This is a genomic window from Enterobacter sp. FB (assembly GCF_000805795.1).
GTDB classification, from domain to species: domain Bacteria; phylum Pseudomonadota; class Gammaproteobacteria; order Enterobacterales; family Enterobacteriaceae; genus Enterobacter; species Enterobacter roggenkampii.
This window is the reverse complement of sequence record NZ_JSZC01000013.1, coordinates 451,310-472,723: the sequence shown is the minus strand read 5'-3', so window position 1 is coordinate 472,723 and position 21,414 is coordinate 451,310. Positions and strand designations below refer to the sequence as shown.

The following is a 21,414-nucleotide window of genomic DNA, read 5'->3' as shown; positions in this document are numbered from 1 at the left end:
TTAATACATAGAGTGGGTATTGCTTTCGATATGTTCTTTCGTGATGCGACCGAACATTTTCCAGTAACACCAGATGGTGTAGGCCAGAACAATCGGAACGAACACGCAAGCAACATACGTCATCAGGTTCAGCGTCATATGGCTGGACGTTGCATCCCACATGGTCAGGCTAGCATTCAGCATGGTGCTGGATGGCATGACGAATGGGAACATCGCAATACCCGCCGTCAGGATGATGCATGCCAGAGTCAGTGAAGAGAACACGAACGCCAGCGCGCCTTTTTCCAGACGAGACGTCAACATGGTCAGCAGCGGCAGCAGCACGCCCAGCGCCGGTATCGCCCACAGCACAGGGGTAGTGTTGAAGTTCACCAGCCATGCTCCCGCCTGACGCGCCACTTCTTTGGTCAGCGGGTTAGACGGTGCGGTGTGGTTAATGGCAGACGTCACCACGTAGCCATCAATGCCGTACACTACCCACACACCGGCCAGCGCGAAGCAGACCAGCGTAACCAGCGCAGCAACCTGAGCCGTCGCGCGGGAGCGCAGATGCAGCTCGCCTACGGTACGCATCTGCAGGTAGGTTGCGCCCTGAGTGATGATCATTGCCACGCTGACGACACCGGCCAGCAGACCAAACGGATTCAGCAGCTGGAAGAAGTTACCGGTGTAGTAAAGACGCATGTATTCGTCCAGGTGGAACGGTACGCCCTGCAGCAGGTTACCGAACGCCACGCCGATCACCAGCGGTGGAACGAAGCTACCGATGAAGATGCCCCAGTCCCACATGTTGCGCCAGCGGGTATCTTCAATCTTCGAACGGTAGTCGAAACCGACCGGACGGAAGAATAAAGAGGCCAGCACCAGAATCATCGCCACATAGAAACCGGAGAACGCAGCCGCGTAGACCATCGGCCAGGCAGCGAACAGCGCGCCGCCTGCGGTGATCAGCCACACCTGGTTACCGTCCCAGTGCGGGGCGATGGAGTTGATCATGATTCGACGCTCGGTGTCATTACGACCGAGGAAACGGGTGAGCATCCCCACCCCCATGTCGAAACCATCCGTGACGGCGAAACCGATCAGCAGAACGCCAACCAGCAGCCACCAGATAAAACGCAATACTTCATAATCGATCATTTGATGACTCCTGTCTTAGCGTGCCGGCTGAGTAGTCGCAGTGGACTGCTCGTAGTGATAGCGACCGGTTTTCAGGCTGCTTGGGCCAAGGCGCGCGAACTTGAACATCAGGAACAGTTCAGCCACCAGGAACAGGGTGTACAGACCACAAATCAGCAGCATGGAGAAGATCAGGTCGCCTGCGGTCAGGGACGAGTTCGCTACCGCCGTTGGCAGCACCTCACCGATCGCCCATGGCTGACGGCCATATTCCGCCACAAACCAGCCGGACTCAATCGCGATCCACGGCAGTGGAATACCGTACAGCGCGGTGCGCAGCAGCCATTTTTTCTCGCCGATGCGGTTGCGAATCACGGTCCAGAAGGACGCCGCAATGATCAGCAGCATGATGATGCCGCAGCCCACCATGATACGGAATGCGAAGTACAGTGGCGCAACGCGTGGAATTGAGTCTTTGGTTGCCATCTGGATCTGCGCTTCCGTCGCATCAGAAACGTTCGGGGTATAACGCTTCAGCAGCAGACCGTAACCCAGATCTTTCTTCACGTCGTTAAACTGATCGCGAACGGCCTGGTCGGTAGAACCGGCACGCAGCTGTTCCAGCAGCGAGTAGGCTTTCATACCGTTACGGATACGCTCTTCGTGCTGCACCATCAGCTCTTTCAGACCCGTCACCTGCTTATCAACAGAACGGGTGGCGATGATACCCAGCGCGTAAGGGATTTGAATAGCGAAGCGGTTTTCCTGCGCGTCCTGATCGGGAATACCGAACAGCGTAAAGGCAGCAGGTGCCGGCTGGGTTTCCCATTCGGCTTCGATAGCGGCCAGTTTGGTTTTCTGCACGTCGCCCATTTCGTAACCGGATTCATCACCCAGAACAATAACGGAGAGAATCGCAGCCATACCGAAACTTGCAGCGATAGCAAAGGAGCGCTTGGCGAACGCGAAGTCACGACCGCGCAGCATGTAGTAAGAACTGATACCCAGTACAAACATCGCGCCGCACACATAGCCAGAAGCGACGGTGTGAACGAATTTAACCTGAGCAACCGGGTTCAGGACCAGCTCGGCAAAGCTGACCATCTCCATACGCATGGTTTCGAAGTTGAAATCAGACGCGATAGGGTTCTGCATCCAGCCGTTCGCGACCAGGATCCACAGCGCGGACAGGTTCGAACCTAATGCCACCAGCCAGGTCACCGCCATATGCTGGACTTTACCCAGACGGTCCCAACCGAAGAAGAACAGACCTACAAAGGTGGATTCAAGGAAGAATGCCATCAGACCTTCAATGGCCAGCGGCGCACCGAAGATATCCCCTACATAGTGGGAATAGTAAGACCAGTTAGTCCCGAACTGGAACTCCATGGTCAGACCGGTTGCCACGCCCAGTGCGAAGTTGATACCAAACAACTTGCCCCAGAACTTGGTCATATCTTTATAAATCTGTTTGCCGGAGAGAACGTATACCGTTTCCATGATGGCCAGCAGGAACGCCATACCGAGCGTCAGTGGCACAAACAGGAAGTGGTACATCGCGGTCAAGGCAAACTGTAAGCGCGACAGTTCGACTATATCTAACATCATGACTCCTTGCTCATCGCATGAAGACTCCGAGAGTGAACCCCGTTAGAAAGAGATCCACACGCATGCCCCAATACAAATTATTCGCATCCTTGTCGTCGTTATTACCCTGAAGGAGGATAAAAACGATGACGTGAGGTTACAAATACGTTAATAAAAAACTCAAATTGATACCGCAAATATAATACGCTGCAAAACCCTTACAATAAACAGGTTTTTATTGAATCACATTTACGTTTTTCGACGGTGATCAATTTATAGCAAAATTACCACTTTTCGGCCATTTTGATCGGGAACAATTTAGCGCTTTTCAGCACCTTTTTCCAAGGATTAAACTTTGATTTAAATCAAAAACAAACCTTGATGTTAACTATGTTTAATCGTGGTGAGAATGGTAAAAACCATGTTAATGATATGTGCATGTAAAGATGTGATTGGTTATCGAAGACGAAAAAAAATATAAACAGAAGTGATTTTAATTAACGCGAAACAAAAGCCTCATTTCGATGCGCAGCAAACAATAAAGCATAGTCGGGCCGGGTTATTTTTCCACGGCATTTATGCAACCCTTCGTAATTACATTTATTTTACTTTTGTCACCCCATAACTTAACACCGCGGCGTGACTATTTAATGAAAAAGGCCGCAAACAGGGCAGCCTTTTAATGATATCAGCGATTCTCAGGCAAGAAGAAGGCTAAAGGTTCGCGACTGTCCCGGTCTGAACGCCCCGACAATCCCTTCGTCTTCACCGTGGTCCATCAGCCGTTCATTCATGTCCGTTTCGCAGCACCGCTTCACCGCCGGATTGACGGATAGCGTCGCGTCACTTGCACTGGACTGTGAAGGGTTGAACAGACGAAGAATGAGCTCATCACGATCTTCCGCTTTTTTGATCGCACTGAGTACGCATCCCGTTGGCGAAAGCGCTAACAGGCTGTAACTTTCCGGCGCGGTCAACGACGCGCGATTCAGCTTCATTGCATCCCAGGGGATCTTGTTATAACACTGCACCGGCGTTAACCACGATTGAGCCTGCTGCGCGACACCCGCGTTTTCCGGCGTGCCGCTGAAGCTGAAGAGGCTAAAGCGACAGCTTAGCGGACCACGCACCTGAGCGTCCGGGACCGGCATTTTGATACCGGATGGTCTGCCGGGGCGCAGGAGTAGATCTTCTTTGCCGAGTACCCCCACGCCGCGCAGCAAGGTCAGAGCAAATGCTTTTTGTTCATCGCCCACGACTTCAAATTCACGCAGCCCCTCGGTAAATAGCGCAAGCCCGTTTCGTTTTTCCTGCAGGACGGCGTAGTTGAGTAAATTCCAGACGGGAACCGGCGCTTCTTTCCACCCCTCCTCCTGCCAGTTTTGCATCGCCGCGTCCTGCACCGGACGAGAGATCGTGCCAAACTGCGTATCCGCTAACACCTCCCGGGTCGCAAACGGCGTTGGGATGAGCACGCGAACGCGGTGGTCGTCGGCCTGATTATCCAGGCGCACCCCCACGTCAATGCGTCTGCTGTTGCGGCTTAGCGTAATTTCAAATTCAGCGCCGAGGTAGCCGTTTCGCTGGCGCGCCGCGCGTTCCGCCAGGTTCGCCGGAACGGCGATTCGATGGCGGATAACTGCCCTGCTCTGCCAGCCTTCATGCGTAACCTCAAATTCATGCTCGCCCTGCGCGGAAGTGAGTCTCCACTCTTCCCGCGAAGGCGAGTAGTCGTACTCATCGCCATCATCCGAGCTCTCTTCGATTTCCAGCACGCGGTCATAAATAAGCCCGGTTTCTTTGTCGCGCAGGCGCAGCGAACCGTCGTCATTTACGTCAATCTGCCAGAAGGCGTTTTCAAGTAGGGAGGCGGTATTTTCCCCCGGAGAGAGCACCTTCCCGGCCACGTTAGGTTCGATAAACAGCGTACGGTAGCCCATCGACGGCAATATCTGGCTGAGCTGAATATCAAACTCCATAAACGGTTCGTAATTGCCGTAGTGAACAATTTGTCGGTCAATGAGGCCCGGGTCGAGCTCTCGCGCACTGCGGATGAAATACGGGATCTCGTTGCCTTTGTCATCCCGCAGACGGAACTGGCTGGCGCGCAGTCGAATCGTGGTGTTCATCACCTCCTCACGCGGCCAGGGCATCAGGTTAAACATCACCAGCTTATCGGCATCGCTTTGCGGCATGTTGTCGACAATCTTGCGCATATAGAAACGCGCCAGGTTGTCTGCCATGTCCTCAGCCAGCTCGAAGCGGGAAACAATCTCGCGATGCACCTTGTCGCTGCAGCAGCAGCCGATGCTGTCGTGAGCGTGGTTTTTGAGGATCTCTTTCCACATCTTCTCCAGCAGGCCGTGGTGGTAGTCGAAGCCCAGCGTCCAGGCAAGCGTCGCCAGCGGCTCGAGGATATTGACAATTTTGTTCTCAATACGCGCATGGGCAATTTTGATATCCATGCGCGTGGAGCCGATGGTCCGGTGCACGCGCATGTATTTCCCGTCGATAAACTCGCCTTTTAAGGTCGCCAGGTCATCGCGGTGCGCGTCGATGCGATCAAAGACCTCCTCAAACCGGCTCATCACAAATTGACGCTGCGGATAGATTTCACGCAGCTTCTCCATCACCGCGAAAATGTTCTGCTGCAGCGGCATCTGGTCGTGTCCGTTGGGCAGCAAAATCGCTTTGGTGACGGACGCCTTTTCCAGAACCTCGAAATAGCTGTCGAGCCGTTTTCGCAGCCCCGCTTCGTCCTCCGGTAAGTACTTACCAATCGCGTAGCCCAGCGGCAGCACCTGTGCCGTCACTTCACTGCCGTCCTGGCTCTGCCAGAGAAATTCGGTTTTATCGGTCCCGTGGCGTTCAGAACAACCGCGCCAGAACATCGTGCGGGTAATGCCAAACCCGTTATAGATATGCGGAAGCTGGCCGGACATGCCAAACGAATCCGGCAGATAGCCGATCTTCATCGGCTCGCCGAAGACCATACAATCCCGGATGCCGTACATCAGGTTGCGGACAATCGACTCGCCGCTCACGATCGTGGTATCGGTCTGGGTATACCAGGGGCCGATAATCAGCTTTCCACGCTCGACAAGCGCCTTCACGCGAGAGCGGTTTTCGGGCACAACGGCAAAATAATCCTCCAGAACAGCCGTCTGTCCATCGAGAACATAGTATTTGTACTCATCATCCTGCTCCAGCCGGGTCAGGATCTCTTCCATATTATTGACCAGAAGAATACGCGACTCTTCGGTGGTGAAGTACCACTCACGGTCCCAGTGCATATGCGGCGTGATATGAACGCGAGATACAGCTTTCATCTTCGTTTCCTGTTTGTGCGTTTTTACGATAAGGCGTCTTCAGTGACGTAGCTGCCCTTTTTTACCGCCTGGCGTCGCCAGAGCAGCAGAACCAGGGTGGAGATAGCGGTACCCACCAGCGCCGCGCCAAACCAGCCCGCCGCCGCAACCACACCGCCCAACCCGGCATCGTGAAGTAAAAAGAGAGAGAAAATCCCGGCCCCCGGCGTAGACAACCCGATCCCCATCGCACCGACAGCCGCGCCTGTCACCATGGATCCGAGTACAAATGAGCCAATGACGCGAAGCGGATCTTCAATCGCCATCGGAATCGCCCCTTCGGTAATGCCCGCGAGGCCGAGCAGCCAGGTCGATTTACCGGTTTCAATTTCAAACGACTTAAACAGCTTCGGTGCCAGCATCGTTGACGCCGTGACGGTGAAGGCTGAGACCATTTTGACGGAGGCAAAGATGGCATAGGGACCGTATACCCCGTTCGCCATCGCCCCCAGGCAAAACGCGTAAGAGGCTTTGTTGACCGGGCCCCCCAAATCGAATGAGCACATAAACCCGAGGATTGCCCCCAGAAGCAGCGCATTCGCGCCGGAGAGACCGTTAAGCCAGACGGTGAGCGTGTTATTGAGCCAGGCCACCGGTTCGCCAATCACAAACAGCATCAGGCTGCCCGCGCCCAGCACGCCAATCACCGGATAGAGATAAAAAGTCAGAAAGCCGTTGTAGCGGCGACTGAGCCGGATGTGGTTTTTCACCCAGCGCATCAGATAGCCCGCGATCAGCCCACCGACGATAGCGCCGAGAAAACCGGAGCCGATCATGTTGGCAGCCAGACCGGCCGCAAAGCCCGGCGTCAGCGCGGGTTTATCCGCCAGCGAGTAGGCGGTGTAGGCCGAGAGAACAGGCACCATCAAAATGCCGAGCATGCCGCCGCCAAGCTTGCGGTACATCCACAGCCACGAGTTTTCCTGGTCAAACAGGTGCTGCAGGCCAAGGATTTGCGCCAGCAGTACCGATACGGCCAGCACCGTACCGCCGGCAACGATCAGCGGCACCGCAAAAGAGATGCCGCTGAGAAGCGCCTGCTTGAGTTCAGTTTTAACGCGCTTTTTCGTTTCGGTATCGACCTGCGCATGGCGCGCATCGGTAGAAGGCTTTAGCGCCAGCGCGCGCTCAATCAACGCTTCAGCATGACGCAGGGGTTCCGCAACGGGAACGGAAATGGCGGGGATCCCCTGAAAGCGCTCGCTCTCTTTGATCGCCACTTCAGCGGCAAAAATACACGCTTTCGCCTCCAGCAACTGCTGGGCAGTAATTCGCCCTTCGATGCCGTTCGCCCCCTGCTTTTCGACCACCACGTTGACGCCGAGCTTACGTCCCGCTTTCTCCAGGTACTCTGCGGCCATATAGGTATGCGCGATCCCGGCCGGACAGGCGGTGACACAGACGATGGTTGGTGCATTCACCGGCGTATCAGCCTCGTCTTCCTTCGAGACACCGTTCAGCGCATCAAGCAGATCCTCCGCCGTCGCTGCAGCCATAACGCGTTCCCGGAGGACATCATCGGCCAGGCGAGACGTCAGCGCCGTCAGCACCTGGATATGCGTGGATCCCGCTTCAGCTGGCGGGATGGCAAGCAGGACGATCAGCTCTACGCGTTCAGGGCCGTCCACCCCCTCCCACTCCAGCGGTTCGCGCAGCGTAGCAACCGCAAAAGCCGCTTCGTTCACCGCGTTCGATTTACCATGCGGGACAGCCAGCCCTTCACCCAGGGCGGTTGGCCCCTGCGATTCGCGACGGTAGACCTCCGCCAAAAATGCCTCGCCATCGGTAACTTTGCCCAGCGCCACCAGCCGCATTGTAAGCTGGCGAATGGCCTCATCACGGCTGGCATAGTGTGCCTGCACGCAGACAGCACTGGTGTGGGTCAGAGTCGTCAGGTTCATAAGATCCTCACACATACGTTGTTATTGTCTGGCGGCAATTGTGGCAGGTCATACAATACATTTATGTGATCATTTTCACTAACAATGCAAATTTGTATTTGAGTTGTATTATTTACAAATTTTAAGTGGGAGGCATAATTCCATGAAAAGGTATTAGAAAGGCAGATTCGATGGGTAACAAACCGATGTACCGGCAAATAGCCGATGCGCTTCGCGAAAAAATCAGTGCGGGAGAGTTAAAGCCTGGCGATGCGTTACCGACGGAATCCAGCCTTCAGGAGGCATTCAACGTGAGTCGCGTCACGGTGAGACAGGCGCTGAAGCTGCTTACGGAAGAGCAGATCGTCGAGAGCATTCAGGGCAGCGGCACCTACGTAAAAGAAGAGCGCGTCAATTACGACATTTACCAGCTCACCGGGTTTTACGAAAAACTGGCGGACCGGAACGTGGATACCCACAGTGAGGTGAGCATTTTCGAAGTGCTGAAAGCCGATGCAAAACTTGCCGAAAAGCTGAATCTCTCTCATGACGATAAAGTCTGGCACGTCAAACGCGTCCGCTTTATCAAACAAAAACCGGTAAATCTGGAAGAAACGTGGATGCCGCTGGCCCTGTTCCCCGACCTCACCTGGGAAGTGATGGAGAATTCGAAATACCACTACGTTGAGCAGATCAAAAAGCTGGTTATCGATCGCAGCGAGCAGGAGCTGGTGCCGATCATGCCGTCAGAGGAGGCGATCGCCGCGCTGTCGCTCGATCCGGCAAAGCCGATCCTGGAAAAAGTCTCCCGCGGGTTTCTGAAGGACGGGCGGGTATTTGAATACAGCCGCAACGTGTTCAATACCGATGATTACAAGTTCACGCTAGTCGCCAGACGCAGGCAATAAAAAAGGCCGCTTTACAGCGGCCAACCATGTCGAAACGGACATTTTTATACTGCAACGCCCCCCTTTCGGGGAGCAGAGAGGACTTACTTAATGATGGATTTCAGTGCTTCGCCGATATCCGCCAGGCTGCGAACGGTCTTCACGCCTGCGGCTTCCAGCGCTGCGAATTTCTCATCAGCCGTACCTTTACCACCGGCGATGATCGCGCCTGCGTGACCCATACGCTTGCCTTTCGGCGCAGTCACACCCGCGATGTAACCCACAACTGGCTTGGTCACGTGTTCTTTGATGTAAGCAGCCGCTTCTTCTTCCGCGCTACCACCGATCTCACCGATCATCACGATCGCTTCGGTCTGTGGATCTTCCTGGAACAGCTTCAGGATGTCGATGAAGTTAGAACCCGGGATCGGGTCACCGCCGATGCCCACGCAGGTGGACTGGCCGAAACCGTAGTCGGTGGTCTGCTTAACCGCTTCATAGGTCAGGGTACCGGAACGGGACACGATGCCCACTTTACCCGGCTTGTGAATGTGGCCCGGCATGATGCCGATTTTGCATTCGCCCGGGGTGATCACGCCCGGGCAGTTCGGGCCGATCATACGTACGCCAGCTTCATCCAGCTTCACCTTCACGGTCAGCATATCCAGCGTCGGGATACCTTCGGTGATGGTGATGATCAGTTTGATGCCTGCGTCGATCGCTTCCAGAATAGAGTCTTTGCAGAACGGCGCCGGAACGTAGATCACGGTCGCGGTTGCGCCCGTCGCTTCTACGGCTTCACGCACGGTGTTGAACACCGGCAGGCCCAGGTGGGTGGTGCCGCCTTTACCTGGCGTTACGCCGCCAACCATCTGCGTGCCGTAGGCAATCGCCTGTTCGGAGTGGAAAGTCCCCTGGCTACCGGTGAAGCCCTGGCAGATAACCTTGGTATCTTTATTAATTAAAACTGACATTATTTCCCCTCCACTGCGGCAACAACCTGCTGAGCTGCATCCGTCAGACTTTTCGCTGCAATAATATTCAGGCCGCTGTCAGCCAGTTTTTTCGCGCCGAGTTCAGCGTTGTTACCTTCCAGACGCACAACCACCGGAACGTTAACACCCACTTCTTCTACCGCACCGATGATACCGTCGGCGATCAGGTCGCAACGGACGATGCCGCCGAAGATGTTAACCAGAACGGCCTTCACGTTGTCGTCGGAGAGAATGATTTTGAACGCTTCGGTTACGCGCTCTTTGGTTGCGCCACCGCCCACGTCGAGGAAGTTCGCTGGCTCGCCGCCGTGCAGCTTAACGATGTCCATGGTGCCCATCGCCAGGCCCGCACCGTTAACCATGCAGCCGATGTTACCGTCCAGCGCCACGTAGTTCAGTTCCCACTGTGCCGCCTGCGCTTCACGCGGGTCTTCCTGAGACTGGTCGCGCATTTCGCGCAGATCCGGCTGGCGGAACAGCGCGTTGCCGTCAGCGCCCAGCTTGCCGTCGAGGCAGATCAGATCGCCCTGGGTCGTGATCACCAGCGGGTTGATCTCGATCAGCGCCAGATCGCGCTCCAGGAAAATGGTCGCCAGACCCATGAAAATCTTGGTGAACTGCTGAACCAGCTTGCCTTCCAGACCCAGTTTGAACGCCAGCTCGCGACCCTGGTAAGGCATTGGGCCAGCCAGCGGATCGATAGCCACTTTGTGGATCAGGTGCGGGGTCTCTTCCGCCACTTTTTCGATTTCCACGCCGCCTTCGGTAGATGCCATGAACACCACGCGACGGGAGCTACGGTCAACCACCGCGCCCAGGTACAGCTCTTTCGCGATGTCGGTTGCCGCTTCAACCAGGATCTGGTTAACCGGCTGGCCGTTCGCATCTGTCTGGTACGTTACCAGACGCTTGCCGAGCCAATGTTCAGCAAACGCACGAATCTCTTCTTTGCTCTTAACAACCTTCACACCGCCCGCTTTACCACGGCCACCAGCGTGAACCTGACACTTAACTACCCACGGGCCGGAACCGATTTTAGATGCGGCTTCTTCTGCTTCACGCGGGTAGTACAGGCATAACCCACCGGAGCCGGTAAGCCATACCGGGCAAACAGCTGTTTAGCCTGATATTCATGTAAGTTCATGTGTTCTATCCATCCTTCAGGGTAATCGTTATCTTAAACCTGTAGACCGGCGCAGCGTGTGCCGGTCTACGGGCAGGTGATGCTAAATCGTGACTAGACGTCCAGCAGCAGACGCGTTGGATCTTCGAGCAGCTCTTTAATGGCTACCAGGAAGCCCACGGACTCGCGGCCGTCGATCAGGCGGTGGTCGTAAGAGAGCGCCAGGTACATCATCGGCAGGATCTCAACTTTACCGTCTACCGCCATAGGACGATCTTTGATGGCATGCATACCCAGGATCGCGCTCTGCGGCGGGTTAATGATCGGGGTAGACATCAGCGAGCCGAAGACGCCGCCGTTGGTAATGGTGAAGTTACCGCCGGTCAGGTCGTCTACGGTCAGCTTGCCGTCGCGGCCTTTCACCGCCAGCTCTTTAATGTTTTTCTCGATGTCGGCCATACCCAGGGTATCCACATCACGCAGAACCGGGGTCACCAGGCCACGTGGGGTAGAAACCGCCATGCTGACGTCGAAGTAGTTGTGGTAAACCACGTCATCGCCATCAATGGACGCGTTCACTTCCGGGTAGCGTTTCAGCGCTTCAACCACCGCCTTCACGTAGAAGGACATAAAGCCCAGACGGATACCGTGACGTTTTTCAAACGCGTCACCGTAATGCTTACGCAGGTCCATGATTGGCTTCATGTTCACTTCGTTGAAGGTAGTCAGCATCGCGGTAGAGTTTTTCGCTTCCAGCAGACGCTCGGCCACGCGCTTGCGCAGGCGGGTCATCGGCACGCGTTTTTCGCTGCGTGCGCCCAGAGCAGGCTGTGCTGCCGGTGCTGACGCAGGGGCTTTCGCTTCGGCCTGAGCAGGCGCTTTCGCCAGATGCTTGTCGATGTCTTCGCGGGTCAGACGACCACCCACGCCGGTGCCTTTAATGGCTGCCGGGTCAAGGCTGTGTTCCGCCAGCAGGCGACGGATCGCCGGGCTGAGAGCGTCGTTAGACTGCTCTTCCAGAGACGCCTGCTGGCGCTGCGCTGGCGTAGAGGCTTTCTCTTCAGATTTCGCGCTGGACTCTTTGCCCGCGCTGTTGCCTTCACGCAGGCGACCCAGGATCTGACGAGAGGTGACGGTGGTGCCTTCATCTTCCAGCACCGCGTCCAGAACGCCATCCGCCGAAGCCGGTACTTCCAGTACCACTTTGTCAGTTTCGATTTCTACCAGCACTTCATCGCGCTTAACGGCATCGCCTGGTTTTTTGTGCCAGGTAGCGACGGTCGCATCTGCTACAGATTCAGGCAGGTCGGGAACAAGAATATCTACGCTACTCATTATGTATCCTTTAATTAATCGACGTTCAGCGCGTCATTGACCAGATCTTGTTGCTGCTTCTGGTGAACGGACATATACCCTACCGCCGGAGAGGCGGAGGCCGGGCGACCTGCATAGCGCAGGGCTGACCCAAATGGAATCACTTCACGGAAATGATGCTGGCTGCAGTACCATGCGCCCTGGTTGAGCGGCTCTTCCTGGCACCAGACAAAATCATGAACGTGAGCGTACGGTTTCAGCGCTTCCTGCACCGCCTGGTGCGGGAACGGATAAAGCTGTTCGATACGCACGATGGCGACATCTTTCTGATCGTTCTTACGGCGCTGTTCCAGCAGGTCGTAATAAACCTTACCAGAACACATCACCACACGCTTCACGGCCTGTGGATCCAGCTCGTCAATTTCACCGATGGCTGGCAGGAAGGTACCGTTCGCCAGCTCTTCCAGGCTGGACACCGCCAGCGGGTGACGCAGCAGGGATTTCGGCGACATGACCACCAGCGGACGACGCATACCGCGCAGCGCCTGACGACGCAGCATGTGGTAAACCTGCGCCGGGGTCGACGGCACGCAAACCTGCATGTTCTGCTCGGCGCAGAGCTGCAGATAACGTTCCAGACGCGCGGAGGAGTGCTCCGGACCCTGGCCTTCATAGCCGTGCGGCAGCAGCATCACCAGGCCACACATACGGCCCCATTTCTGTTCGCCGGAGGAAATGAACTGGTCGATCACCACCTGCGCACCGTTGGCGAAGTCGCCGAACTGCGCTTCCCAGATGGTCAGGGTGCGCGGTTCTGCCGTGGCGTAACCGTATTCGAAAGCCAGTACCGCTTCTTCAGACAGCACGGAGTCCCAGACCTTGAACTGGCCCTGACCGTTGTGCACGTGCTGCAGCGGGGTGTAAGTTGAACCGTTAGACTGGTTGTGAACCACCGCGTGACGGTGGAAGAAGGTGCCACGGCCCGCATCTTCACCGGACAGACGAACAGGAATGCCTTCGTCAACCAGCGTCGCGTAAGCCAGCGTTTCCGCGCCGCCCCAGTCGAACAGCTTCTCGCCTGCCGCCATGGCCTGACGGTCAGCATAAATTTTCGCCACGCGAGACTGCATCTCGATAGCGTCCGGCACGGTGCTGATGCGTTTAGCCAGCTCCTGCAGGCGCTTCATCTCCACCTTGTTCGGATAGCTCTCATCCCACTCGTGGTTGAGGTACGGCGACCAGGTAAAGGAGTGCATGTTCATCGGGCGCAGCTCTTTCACTACGCATTCACCCGCGTCCAGCGCGTCGCGGTAGAGGTTGACCATTTCGGTCGCATCTTCCAGCGTCGCCACTTTGTCGCTTTCCAGCTTGTCAGCATAGATTTTGCGCGGCGTCGGGTGTTTTTTGATTTTCTGGTACATCAGCGGCTGGGTTGCACTTGGCTCATCCGCTTCGTTGTGGCCGTGACGGCGGTAGCAGAAGAGGTCAATGAACACATCGCGTTTGAAGGTGTTACGGAAGTCCAGCGCCAGGCGGGTCACGAAAGCCACGGCTTCCGGGTCATCCGCGTTAACGTGGAAGATCGGCGCCTGAACCATCTTACCGATGTCGGTGCAGTACGGGGTAGAACGTGCGTCCAGCGGGTTAGAGGTGGTGAAGCCCACCTGGTTGTTGATCACGATGCGAACGGTACCGCCCACTTCGTAACCACGCGCTTTGGACATGTTCAGGGTTTCCTGCACCACGCCCTGCCCTGTCACCGCCGCATCACCGTGGATGGTGATTGGCAGAACTTTGTTGCTGCTCGGCTCGTCCAGACGATCCAGACGCGCGCGCACGGAACCGATAACCACCGGGCTGACGATCTCGAGGTGCGACGGGTTAAACGCCAGCGCCAGGTGAACCAGACCGCCTTCGGTTTCGATATCTGACGAGAAGCCCATGTGGTACTTCACGTCACCGGTACCGAGGTGTTCTTTATGTTTGCCTGCGAATTCGTCGAACAGGTCCTGCGGTTTTTTACCCAGCACGTTGACCAGTACGTTCAGACGACCACGGTGCGCCATGCCCAGCACCACTTCACGGGTGCCGCTCTTGCCTGCGTGACGAATCAGCTCTTTCAGCATCGGCACCAGGGCGTCACCGCCTTCCAGCGAGAAGCGTTTTGCGCCCGGGAACTTCGCGCCCAGATAGCGCTCAAGGCCTTCTGCTGCGGTCAGTTCGCTGAGGAAGCGTTTTTTCTCGTCAGCCGAGAAGGTCGCGTGGCCCGCTACGGATTCGATACGCTGCTGGATCCAGCGCTTCTCTTCGGTAGAGGTAATGTGCATGTATTCCGCGCCGATGGAGCCGCAGTAGGTTTGCTTGAGCGCGTCAATCAGATCGCCCAGCTTCATCGTGTCTTTGCCGATGGCAAAGGAACCTACGTTAAAGCTTTCCTGGAAATCGGCCTCGGTCAGATCGTGATACGCCGGATCGAGATCGGCCACACGGTCTTGTTTCCACAGTCCCAGCGGATCGAGATTCGCATGCTGGTGACCACGGAAGCGATAAGCGTTGATAAGCTGCAGGACTTTAACCTGCTTCGCATTGGTGTCAGGGTCGGAAATCGCAGAAGAGTAACGTGAGGCATCCTTCGCCAGACGACGGAAATAATCACGTGTTTTGGAATGGAATTGATCCGGTTTGACCCCTGTACCAGGCAACTGCTGGAACATGGAACGCCAGTTTGCGTCCACTGAGTCAGGATCGGTTAAGAAGTCTTCATAGAGCTGTTCTATCCAGCTCTGGTTGGCACCAGAGAGGTAAGAAGAGTCCAGCCAGGCTTTCATTGCGCCGTTCTGCATCGTGATCCCTTAAGCATTTTTATGCTTACTTTCGCCGTAGAAACTACCACGCACACCACGTGTACGTGCCGGGGTTCACCTGCGAGCTCTTTTCATTTGGCCCGCGAAGGAACCTTTAGAAACTGTCTGGACTTCAGGGTAGTACAGGGCAGTTTTTAAAGGTTTCTGCATTTTGCCCGGTGGCGCTACGCTTACCGGGCCTACAGTTTTGTAGGCCGGATAAGCGCAGCACCATCCGGCAACGTTACTTACGCGCTGCGCTGCAGCAGCATCGACTTAATATGGCCGATGGCGCGCGTCGGGTTCAGCCCCTTCGGACACACACTGACGCAGTTCATGATGCTATGGCAGCGGAATACGCTGAAAGCGTCACTCAGTCCTTCCAGACGGCTGTCGGTTTCGGTGTCGCGGCTATCGATCAGGAAGCGATAGGCAGCCAGCAGACCGGCCGGGCCGATAAACTTGTCCGGGTTCCACCAGAACGACGGGCAGGACGTAGAACAGCATGCGCAGAGAATACACTCGTACAGACCATCGAGTTTTTCACGCTGCTCAGGAGACTGTAAGTGCTCACGAGCCGGTGGATTTTGCCCATTATTCAATAAGTAAGGCTTAATCTTCTCATATTGTGCATAGAATTGCCCCATGTCTACCACCAAATCACGCACGACCGGCAGGCCTGGAAGAGGACGGATAACAATTTTCTGACCAGGACGCTGCAACGCTGAAATTGGCGTGATGCAGGCCAGGCCATTTTTGCCGTTCATGTTCACACCGTCAGAACCACACACCCCTTCACGGCAGGAGCGACGGAACGACAGGGTTGGATCTTTTTCTTTCAGCTGGATTAAGGCATCCAGCAGCATCATGTCGCGACCTTCTTCCGCTTCCAGGGTGTAGTCCTGCATGCGCGGAGCGTCATCAACATCCGGGTTATAACGATAAACTGAGAATTCGAGTTTCATTATCCTGTCTCCGCATTAGTAAGTACGAATCTTCGGCGGGAACGCCGGACGCAGTTTCGGTTCCATGTTGACGCTACGACGCGTCATGGTTTCCGACTCTGGCAGATACAGGGAATGGCACAGCCAGTTTTCGTCATCACGCTCCGGGAAGTCGAAGCGGCTATGGGCGCCACGGCTTTCGGTACGGAAGTTTGCCGACATCGCGGTCGCGAACGCGGTTTCCATCAGGTTATCCAGCTCAAGGCACTCAACGCGCTGGGTGTTGAACTCGCTGGAGGTGTCGTCCAGACGGGCATTTTTCAGACGCTCGCGGATCGCTTTCAGCTGCTCAAGACCTTTGGCCATCGCGTCGCCTTCGCGGAATACCGAGAAGTTGTGCTGCATGCACTCCTGCAACGCTTTACGGATTTCCACCGGATCTTCGCCGTTACGGTTGCCGTTCCAGCGGTTGAGGCGCTCAAGAGAGGCATCAATTTCGTCGTCGGTCGCGTCACGCAGCGCGCCCTGCTCGGCAATGGATTCCTGCAGATGCAGACCCACCGCACGACCAAACACCACCAGGTCCAGCAGCGAGTTGCCGCCCAGACGGTTTGCGCCGTGTACGGATACGCAGGCAATTTCGCCCACCGCGAACAGGCCAGGAATAACCACGTCTTCGCCCTGCTCGTTCACGGTCAGCGCCTGACCGGTCACTTTGGTCGGAATACCGCCCATCATGTAGTGGCAGGTTGGGATAACCGGAATCGGCTCTTTCACCGGATCGACGTGCGCGAAGGTGCGGGACAGTTCCAGGATGCCCGGCAGACGGGACTCCAGCACTTCTTTACCCAGGTGGTCGAGCTTCAGCTTGGCGTGTGGACCCCAAGGGCCGTCACAGCCGCGGCCTTCACGGATTTCGATCATGATGGAACGCGCCACCACGTCACGACCCGCCAGGTCTTTCGCATTCGGGGCATAACGCTCCATGAAGCGCTCGCCGTGTTTATTCAGCAGGTAGCCACCTTCACCACGGCAGCCTTCCGTCACCAGAACGCCCGCACCGGCGATACCGGTTGGGTGGAACTGCCACATCTCCATATCCTGCACCGGCACGCCCGCGCGGATAGCCATACCGACACCGTCACCGGTGTTGATGTGGGCGTTGGTGGTGGACTGGTAAATACGGCCTGCACCGCCAGTCGCCAGCACGGTTGCACGGGCTTTGAAGTAGACCACTTCACCGGTTTCGATGCACAGTGCGGTACAACCAACGATGGCGCCATCGGCGTTTTTCACCAGATCCAGCGCATACCATTCGGAGAAGATGGTGGTGTGGTTTTTCAGGTTCTGCTGATACAGGGTGTGCAGCAGCGCGTGACCGGTACGGTCAGCCGCCGCCGCGGTGCGTGCCGCCTGCTCGCCGCCGAAGTTTTTCGACTGGCCGCCAAACGGACGCTGATAGATGGTGCCATTTTCCAGACGGGAGAACGGCAGACCCATGTGGTCCAGCTCCAGAATCGCTTCCGGGCCTGTTTTACACATATATTCGATGGCATCCTGGTCGCCGATGTAATCGGAACCTTTTACCGTGTCATACATGTGCCATTCCCAGTTATCTTCATGGGAGTTACCCAGCGCAACGGTAATACCGCCCTGCGCAGACACAGTATGGGAACGGGTTGGGAAGACTTTAGAGAGCAGCGCACAGCTCTGGCCACTCTGGGAAATTTGCAGTGCGGCACGCATACCTGCGCCACCGGCACCAATCACAACAGCATCAAATTCTCTGACTGGCAGTTTCATTACACACCCCACACCACAACGAATCCATAAATAACGTAAACCACCAGTGCAACCACAATGGCCAGCTGCAGTGGAAGGCGAATCGCCAGCGGTTTAACGTAATCGGTCAACACCTGCCACATGCCAATCCAGGCATGAATAAGGATGGAGAAAAGGGCCAGCAGGGTGAACACTTTGGTGAAGGCGGATCCAAAGAACCCACTCCAGATTTCCCACGTCAGCGTGCCGCTGGTCGCGAAGAAACCGATCATATAGATGATGTAGAGGGTGAGAACGATGGCGGTAGCACGGACCAGAATGAAGTCATGTACGCCGTTGCGTCCTAATGCGGAGGCGTTGCTTACCATACGAGAACTCCTGCGAGAAGTGAAAGCACGACTGTAATCACAAATGAAATGTTAGCGGAGCGTTTCCCGGCTTCGAAGGTCTCTTCCAGGTAGCCAAAGTCCATCAGCATATGGCGAACACCCACCACAACGTGGTACGCCAGTGCGGTCAGAATGCCCCACATGATGAATTTCACGAAGAAGCTGTTCATGATGGCAGAGGCCTGGAGGAATCCTTCAGGGGAAGAGAGGCTGGTGCCCAGTAACCACAGCAGAATACCGACCGCCACAAACGTAATCACACCAGAAACACGGTGCAGAATGGACGCTATTGCTGTTACGGGGAACCGGATCGTTTTGAGATCCAGATTGACAGGTCTTTGTTTTTTCACATTTCTTATCATGAATAACGCCCACATGCTGTTCTTATTGTTTCCTTCCTCCGGACTGCGATGCGGGTCAGACAGCGTTCCTTTTCTATAACTGCGCGTCATGCAAAACAGTGCTTCCAGATGCTTAAACGACACATTACAACGCTGGGTGGCTCGGGATTGCAGGGTGTTCCGGAGACCTGGCGGCAGTATAGGCCGTTCACAAAATCATTACAATTAACCTACATACAGTTTGTCGGGTTTTCTCTGGAACAGTGATCAGGGTCACGATAACAACATCTTTTTAATTTTTAATCATCTGATTTGACAAATGTTAAACAATATTGTTACAAACGTCATCAGAAAAGGCATATAATGCGCAAAAGTTATGAGGTCTCTCTTTCACCTGACAAATAGTTATGTAACAGTGTGATGGTATTGACCGAAGTTATCAGGACAGTTATTAGTGATATACAGGTTTGAATAATTCGGACTGCAAAAACGCTGATTTGCTGTTGTTTCACTGATATTTCATTCGTTTACCTGCAAGGCGCCATAGCTCTGTACCCTGGTTTGTCCTCGTGAGCTGAGCGGTAAGCCAAATAACAATCTGGTAACGGTGATTAACAGCTGAAAGCAAATCCGGTAAAGCGCAGTCTTAAGCATAAGGCGCTAAGGAGACCGTAAATGGCTGATACAAAGGCAACGCTCACCCTAAATGGTGACACTGCTATTGAACTGGATGTGCTAAAAGGCACGCTCGGTCAGGATGTTATTGATATCCGTACGCTGGGTTCCAAAGGGGTATTCACCTTTGACCCTGGATTTACCTCTACCGCATCTTGCGAATCCAAAATCACCTTTATCGACGGTGACGAAGGTATCCTGCTCCATCGCGGCTTCCCTATCGATCAGTTAGCCACCGAATCCAACTATCTGGAAGTGTGCTACATCCTGCTGAACGGCGAAAAACCGACGCAGGCCCAGTTCGATGAATTTAAAACCACCGTGACCCGTCACACCATGATCCATGAGCAGATTACCCGTCTGTTCCATGCGTTCCGTCGTGACTCTCACCCAATGGCGGTGATGTGCGGTATTACCGGTGCGCTGGCAGCGTTCTACCACGACTCCCTTGACGTGAATAACCCACGTCACCGTGAAATCGCCGCTTACCGTCTGCTGTCCAAAATGCCTACCATGGCGGCGATGTGTTACAAATACTCCATCGGCCAGCCGTTTGTGTATCCGCGTAACGACCTCTCCTACGCGGGCAACTTCCTGCGCATGATGTTCTCCACGCCGTGCGAAGAGTACGAAGTGAACCCGGTTCTGGAACGCGCGATGGACCGTATTCTGATCCTGCATGCTGACCACGAACAGAACGCCTCGACCTCAACCGTTCGTACCGCAGGCTCTTCAGGCGCGAACCCGTTCGCCTGTATCGCTGCGGGCATTGCCTCCCTGTGGGGACCGGCGCACGGCGGCGCGAACGAAGCGGCGCTGAAGATGCTGGAAGAGATCAGCACCGTTGAGCACATTCCTGAGTTCGTGCGTCGCGCGAAAGACAAGAATGACTCCTTCCGCCTGATGGGCTTCGGTCACCGTGTTTACAAAAACTATGACCCGCGCGCCACCGTGATGCGTGAAACCTGCCACGAAGTGCTGAAAGAGCTGGGTACCAAAGATGACCTGCTGGAAGTGGCGATGGAGCTGGAACACATCGCGCTGAACGACCCGTACTTCATCGAGAAGAAACTCTACCCGAACGTCGATTTCTACTCTGGCATTATTCTGAAAGCGATGGGCATTCCGTCTTCCATGTTCACCGTGATCTTCGCCATGGCGCGTACCGTAGGCTGGATTGCGCACTGGAACGAAATGCACAGCGAAGGCATGAAGATCGCCCGTCCTCGTCAGCTGTATACCGGCTACGAGCAGCGTGATTTTAAGTCTGACCTGAAGCGCTAAAAGTTAAGCCCGGTGGCGCTACCGCTTACAGGGCCTACAAATGCGAAACATAGGCCGGGTAAGGCGTAGCCGCCACCCGGCTTTTTTATTTTTGACAATGTGGACACCAGTAAAAGGGTCTCGAAGAGAGCATAATCCTGTCGATAATCCCGCCGCACCGCTCGCACTTCTTCCCCGCCCGATGAAACACCTTGAACCGGAACAGCGCCCCGTGGTGCTTGTTTTCATCTACGATGCCACGCGTGTTGTACGACAGCCGCGGGATGTCCAGCAGCGCGTGGGACAGCGCCTCCAGCTGTTCATCGCTCAGCTGAGAAGCTTTGTGCTGCGGTGCCAGCCCGACTTCCCAGAGGATCTCCACCCGCAGGTAGTTGCCAAGCCCGGCGAGAAAGGCCTGGTCAAGGAACAGGCCGGAAAACTGCCGGTTGCGGAATGTGGGCGATAGCAGCCGGGCCTTCACATCGCTCGCCGTCAGGCGCATATCCAGCACGTCCGGCCCGACCCGCTGTAAGAACGGGTGCGTGAGCAACTGCTCAGGCGTTAACATTTCGATATCAGAGGCGCTATAGAGCAGGATCGCCTTATCCGCCGTTTGCAGCCTGACGCGCAGCACGCGGGTCGTTTGCGGCTGTTCACCCGCCTCCACCACGCGCCACACGCCGTAAAGCTGGTTATGGCTATATAACGTCAGGTTATGGGAAAAGTGCGTGAGCAACGCTTTGCCGCGCGTTTCAATATGCGTTACCGACTGCCCCACCAGCTGTGATTCAAACGGTTTCAGTTGAGGAAAAGCAAACCAGACCTCCGTCAGCGGTTTGCCCTTTATCGCCGCCTCGAGGCTATCCGCCGCGCGGCGGATCTCCGGGCCTTCTGGCATTTTTCT

Annotated in this window: 14 protein-coding genes and 1 pseudogene; 2 read left to right on the top strand and 13 right to left on the bottom strand. The window is 55.5% G+C overall.

All coding sequences use genetic code 11. From position 1 onward, the window contains the following. The 4 genes from cydB to mngA all read right to left on the bottom strand — a co-directional run bounded on the left by cydB (window position 1) and on the right by mngA (window position 7,975). Window positions 1-1,140: a cytochrome d ubiquinol oxidase subunit II gene (cydB, locus tag PI91_RS09075; RefSeq protein WP_008501099.1), complete on the bottom strand. Its 1,140-nt coding sequence runs from the start codon at window positions 1,138-1,140 to the stop codon at window positions 1-3. A 15-nt stretch (window positions 1,141-1,155) separates the two neighbouring features. Then, window positions 1,156-2,724: a cytochrome ubiquinol oxidase subunit I gene (gene cydA, locus PI91_RS09070; RefSeq protein WP_039265978.1), complete on the bottom strand. Its 1,569-nt coding sequence runs from the start codon at window positions 2,722-2,724 to the stop codon at window positions 1,156-1,158. Window positions 2,725-3,404: 680 nt separating this feature from the next. Then, window positions 3,405-6,035 (bottom strand): mannosylglycerate hydrolase, encoded by a 2,631-nt coding sequence (mngB, locus tag PI91_RS09065; RefSeq protein WP_039265976.1) that lies wholly within the window; start codon window positions 6,033-6,035, stop codon window positions 3,405-3,407. A gap of 23 nt (window positions 6,036-6,058) precedes the next feature. Further along, window positions 6,059-7,975 carry a PTS 2-O-a-mannosyl-D-glycerate transporter subunit IIABC gene (mngA, locus tag PI91_RS09060; protein ID WP_039265975.1) on the bottom strand — a complete coding sequence of 639 codons (1,917 nt, stop codon included), beginning with the start codon at window positions 7,973-7,975 and terminating at the stop codon, window positions 6,059-6,061. 170 nt (window positions 7,976-8,145) lie between these two features. Here mngA and PI91_RS09055 point away from each other — a divergent pair, with 170 nt between their 5' ends. Further along, the gene (locus tag PI91_RS09055; RefSeq protein ID WP_021241016.1) at window positions 8,146-8,862 is read left to right on the top strand and encodes a GntR family transcriptional regulator; all 717 of its coding nucleotides are present in this window, start codon (window positions 8,146-8,148) and stop codon (window positions 8,860-8,862) included. A gap of 83 nt (window positions 8,863-8,945) precedes the next feature. On the opposite strand, the gene sucD is transcribed toward PI91_RS09055, so the two are convergent. The 8 genes and pseudogenes from sucD to sdhC all read right to left on the bottom strand — a co-directional run bounded on the left by sucD (window position 8,946) and on the right by sdhC (window position 18,608). Next, on the bottom strand, window positions 8,946-9,815 hold the full coding sequence (gene sucD / locus PI91_RS09050; RefSeq protein WP_008501094.1) for a succinate--CoA ligase subunit alpha: 870 nt from the start codon (window positions 9,813-9,815) through the stop codon (window positions 8,946-8,948). Beyond that, window positions 9,815-10,980, bottom strand: a pseudogene (sucC, locus tag PI91_RS09045) (ADP-forming succinate--CoA ligase subunit beta). Before sucC ends, sucD begins: the two are co-directional and overlap by 1 nt. A gap of 93 nt (window positions 10,981-11,073) precedes the next feature. Then, the gene (gene odhB, locus PI91_RS09040; RefSeq protein WP_039265974.1) at window positions 11,074-12,294 is read right to left on the bottom strand and encodes a 2-oxoglutarate dehydrogenase complex dihydrolipoyllysine-residue succinyltransferase; all 1,221 of its coding nucleotides are present in this window, start codon (window positions 12,292-12,294) and stop codon (window positions 11,074-11,076) included. Between the two features lie 14 nt (window positions 12,295-12,308). Next, on the bottom strand, window positions 12,309-15,116 hold the full coding sequence (gene sucA, locus PI91_RS09035) for a 2-oxoglutarate dehydrogenase E1 component (protein ID WP_008501092.1): 2,808 nt from the start codon (window positions 15,114-15,116) through the stop codon (window positions 12,309-12,311). 248 nt (window positions 15,117-15,364) lie between these two features. After that, window positions 15,365-16,081, bottom strand: coding sequence for a succinate dehydrogenase iron-sulfur subunit SdhB (gene sdhB / locus PI91_RS09030; RefSeq protein ID WP_008501090.1), 717 nt, complete (start codon window positions 16,079-16,081; stop codon window positions 15,365-15,367). A 15-nt stretch (window positions 16,082-16,096) separates the two neighbouring features. Continuing rightward, a complete protein-coding gene (gene sdhA / locus PI91_RS09025) occupies window positions 16,097-17,863 on the bottom strand; it encodes a succinate dehydrogenase flavoprotein subunit (protein WP_008501089.1) in 1,767 nt (588 codons plus the stop codon). Next, complete coding sequence (sdhD, locus tag PI91_RS09020) at window positions 17,863-18,210, bottom strand: succinate dehydrogenase membrane anchor subunit (protein ID WP_008501088.1); 348 nt, start codon at window positions 18,208-18,210, stop codon at window positions 17,863-17,865. The genes sdhA and sdhD overlap by 1 nt, the downstream gene beginning before the upstream one ends. Then, window positions 18,204-18,608 carry a succinate dehydrogenase cytochrome b556 subunit gene (sdhC, locus tag PI91_RS09015; RefSeq protein ID WP_020684965.1) on the bottom strand — a complete coding sequence of 135 codons (405 nt, stop codon included), beginning with the start codon at window positions 18,606-18,608 and terminating at the stop codon, window positions 18,204-18,206. The genes sdhD and sdhC overlap by 7 nt, the downstream gene beginning before the upstream one ends. Window positions 18,609-19,247: 639 nt before the next feature. Between sdhC and PI91_RS09010 the strand changes: the two genes are divergently transcribed. Beyond that, complete coding sequence (locus PI91_RS09010) at window positions 19,248-20,531, top strand: citrate synthase (protein ID WP_008501086.1); 1,284 nt, start codon at window positions 19,248-19,250, stop codon at window positions 20,529-20,531. Window positions 20,532-20,616: 85 nt separating this feature from the next. On the opposite strand, the gene nei is transcribed toward PI91_RS09010, so the two are convergent. After that, complete coding sequence (gene nei, locus PI91_RS09005; protein WP_021241018.1) at window positions 20,617-21,408, bottom strand: endonuclease VIII; 792 nt, start codon at window positions 21,406-21,408, stop codon at window positions 20,617-20,619. Window positions 21,409-21,414: the final 6 nt, after the last annotated feature.

Excerpts from the sequence above, each read along its gene's own strand:
- cydB (WP_008501099.1), bottom strand. The coding sequence starts at position 1,140 with ATGATCGATTATGAAGTATTGCGTTTTATCTGGTGGCTGCTGGTTGGC.
- cydA (WP_039265978.1), bottom strand. The coding sequence starts at position 2,724 with ATGTTAGATATAGTCGAACTGTCGCGCTTACAGTTTGCCTTGACCGCG.
- mngB (WP_039265976.1), bottom strand. The coding sequence starts at position 6,035 with ATGAAAGCTGTATCTCGCGTTCATATCACGCCGCATATGCACTGGGAC.
- mngA (WP_039265975.1), bottom strand. The coding sequence starts at position 7,975 with ATGAACCTGACGACTCTGACCCACACCAGTGCTGTCTGCGTGCAGGCA.
- PI91_RS09055 (WP_021241016.1), top strand. The coding sequence starts at position 8,146 with ATGGGTAACAAACCGATGTACCGGCAAATAGCCGATGCGCTTCGCGAA.
- sucD (WP_008501094.1), bottom strand. The coding sequence starts at position 9,815 with ATGTCAGTTTTAATTAATAAAGATACCAAGGTTATCTGCCAGGGCTTC.
- odhB (WP_039265974.1), bottom strand. The coding sequence starts at position 12,294 with ATGAGTAGCGTAGATATTCTTGTTCCCGACCTGCCTGAATCTGTAGCA.
- sucA (WP_008501092.1), bottom strand. The coding sequence starts at position 15,116 with ATGCAGAACGGCGCAATGAAAGCCTGGCTGGACTCTTCTTACCTCTCT.
- sdhB (WP_008501090.1), bottom strand. The coding sequence starts at position 16,081 with ATGAAACTCGAATTCTCAGTTTATCGTTATAACCCGGATGTTGATGAC.
- sdhA (WP_008501089.1), bottom strand. The coding sequence starts at position 17,863 with ATGAAACTGCCAGTCAGAGAATTTGATGCTGTTGTGATTGGTGCCGGT.
- sdhD (WP_008501088.1), bottom strand. The coding sequence starts at position 18,210 with ATGGTAAGCAACGCCTCCGCATTAGGACGCAACGGCGTACATGACTTC.
- sdhC (WP_020684965.1), bottom strand. The coding sequence starts at position 18,608 with ATGTGGGCGTTATTCATGATAAGAAATGTGAAAAAACAAAGACCTGTC.
- PI91_RS09010 (WP_008501086.1), top strand. The coding sequence starts at position 19,248 with ATGGCTGATACAAAGGCAACGCTCACCCTAAATGGTGACACTGCTATT.
- nei (WP_021241018.1), bottom strand. The coding sequence starts at position 21,408 with ATGCCAGAAGGCCCGGAGATCCGCCGCGCGGCGGATAGCCTCGAGGCG.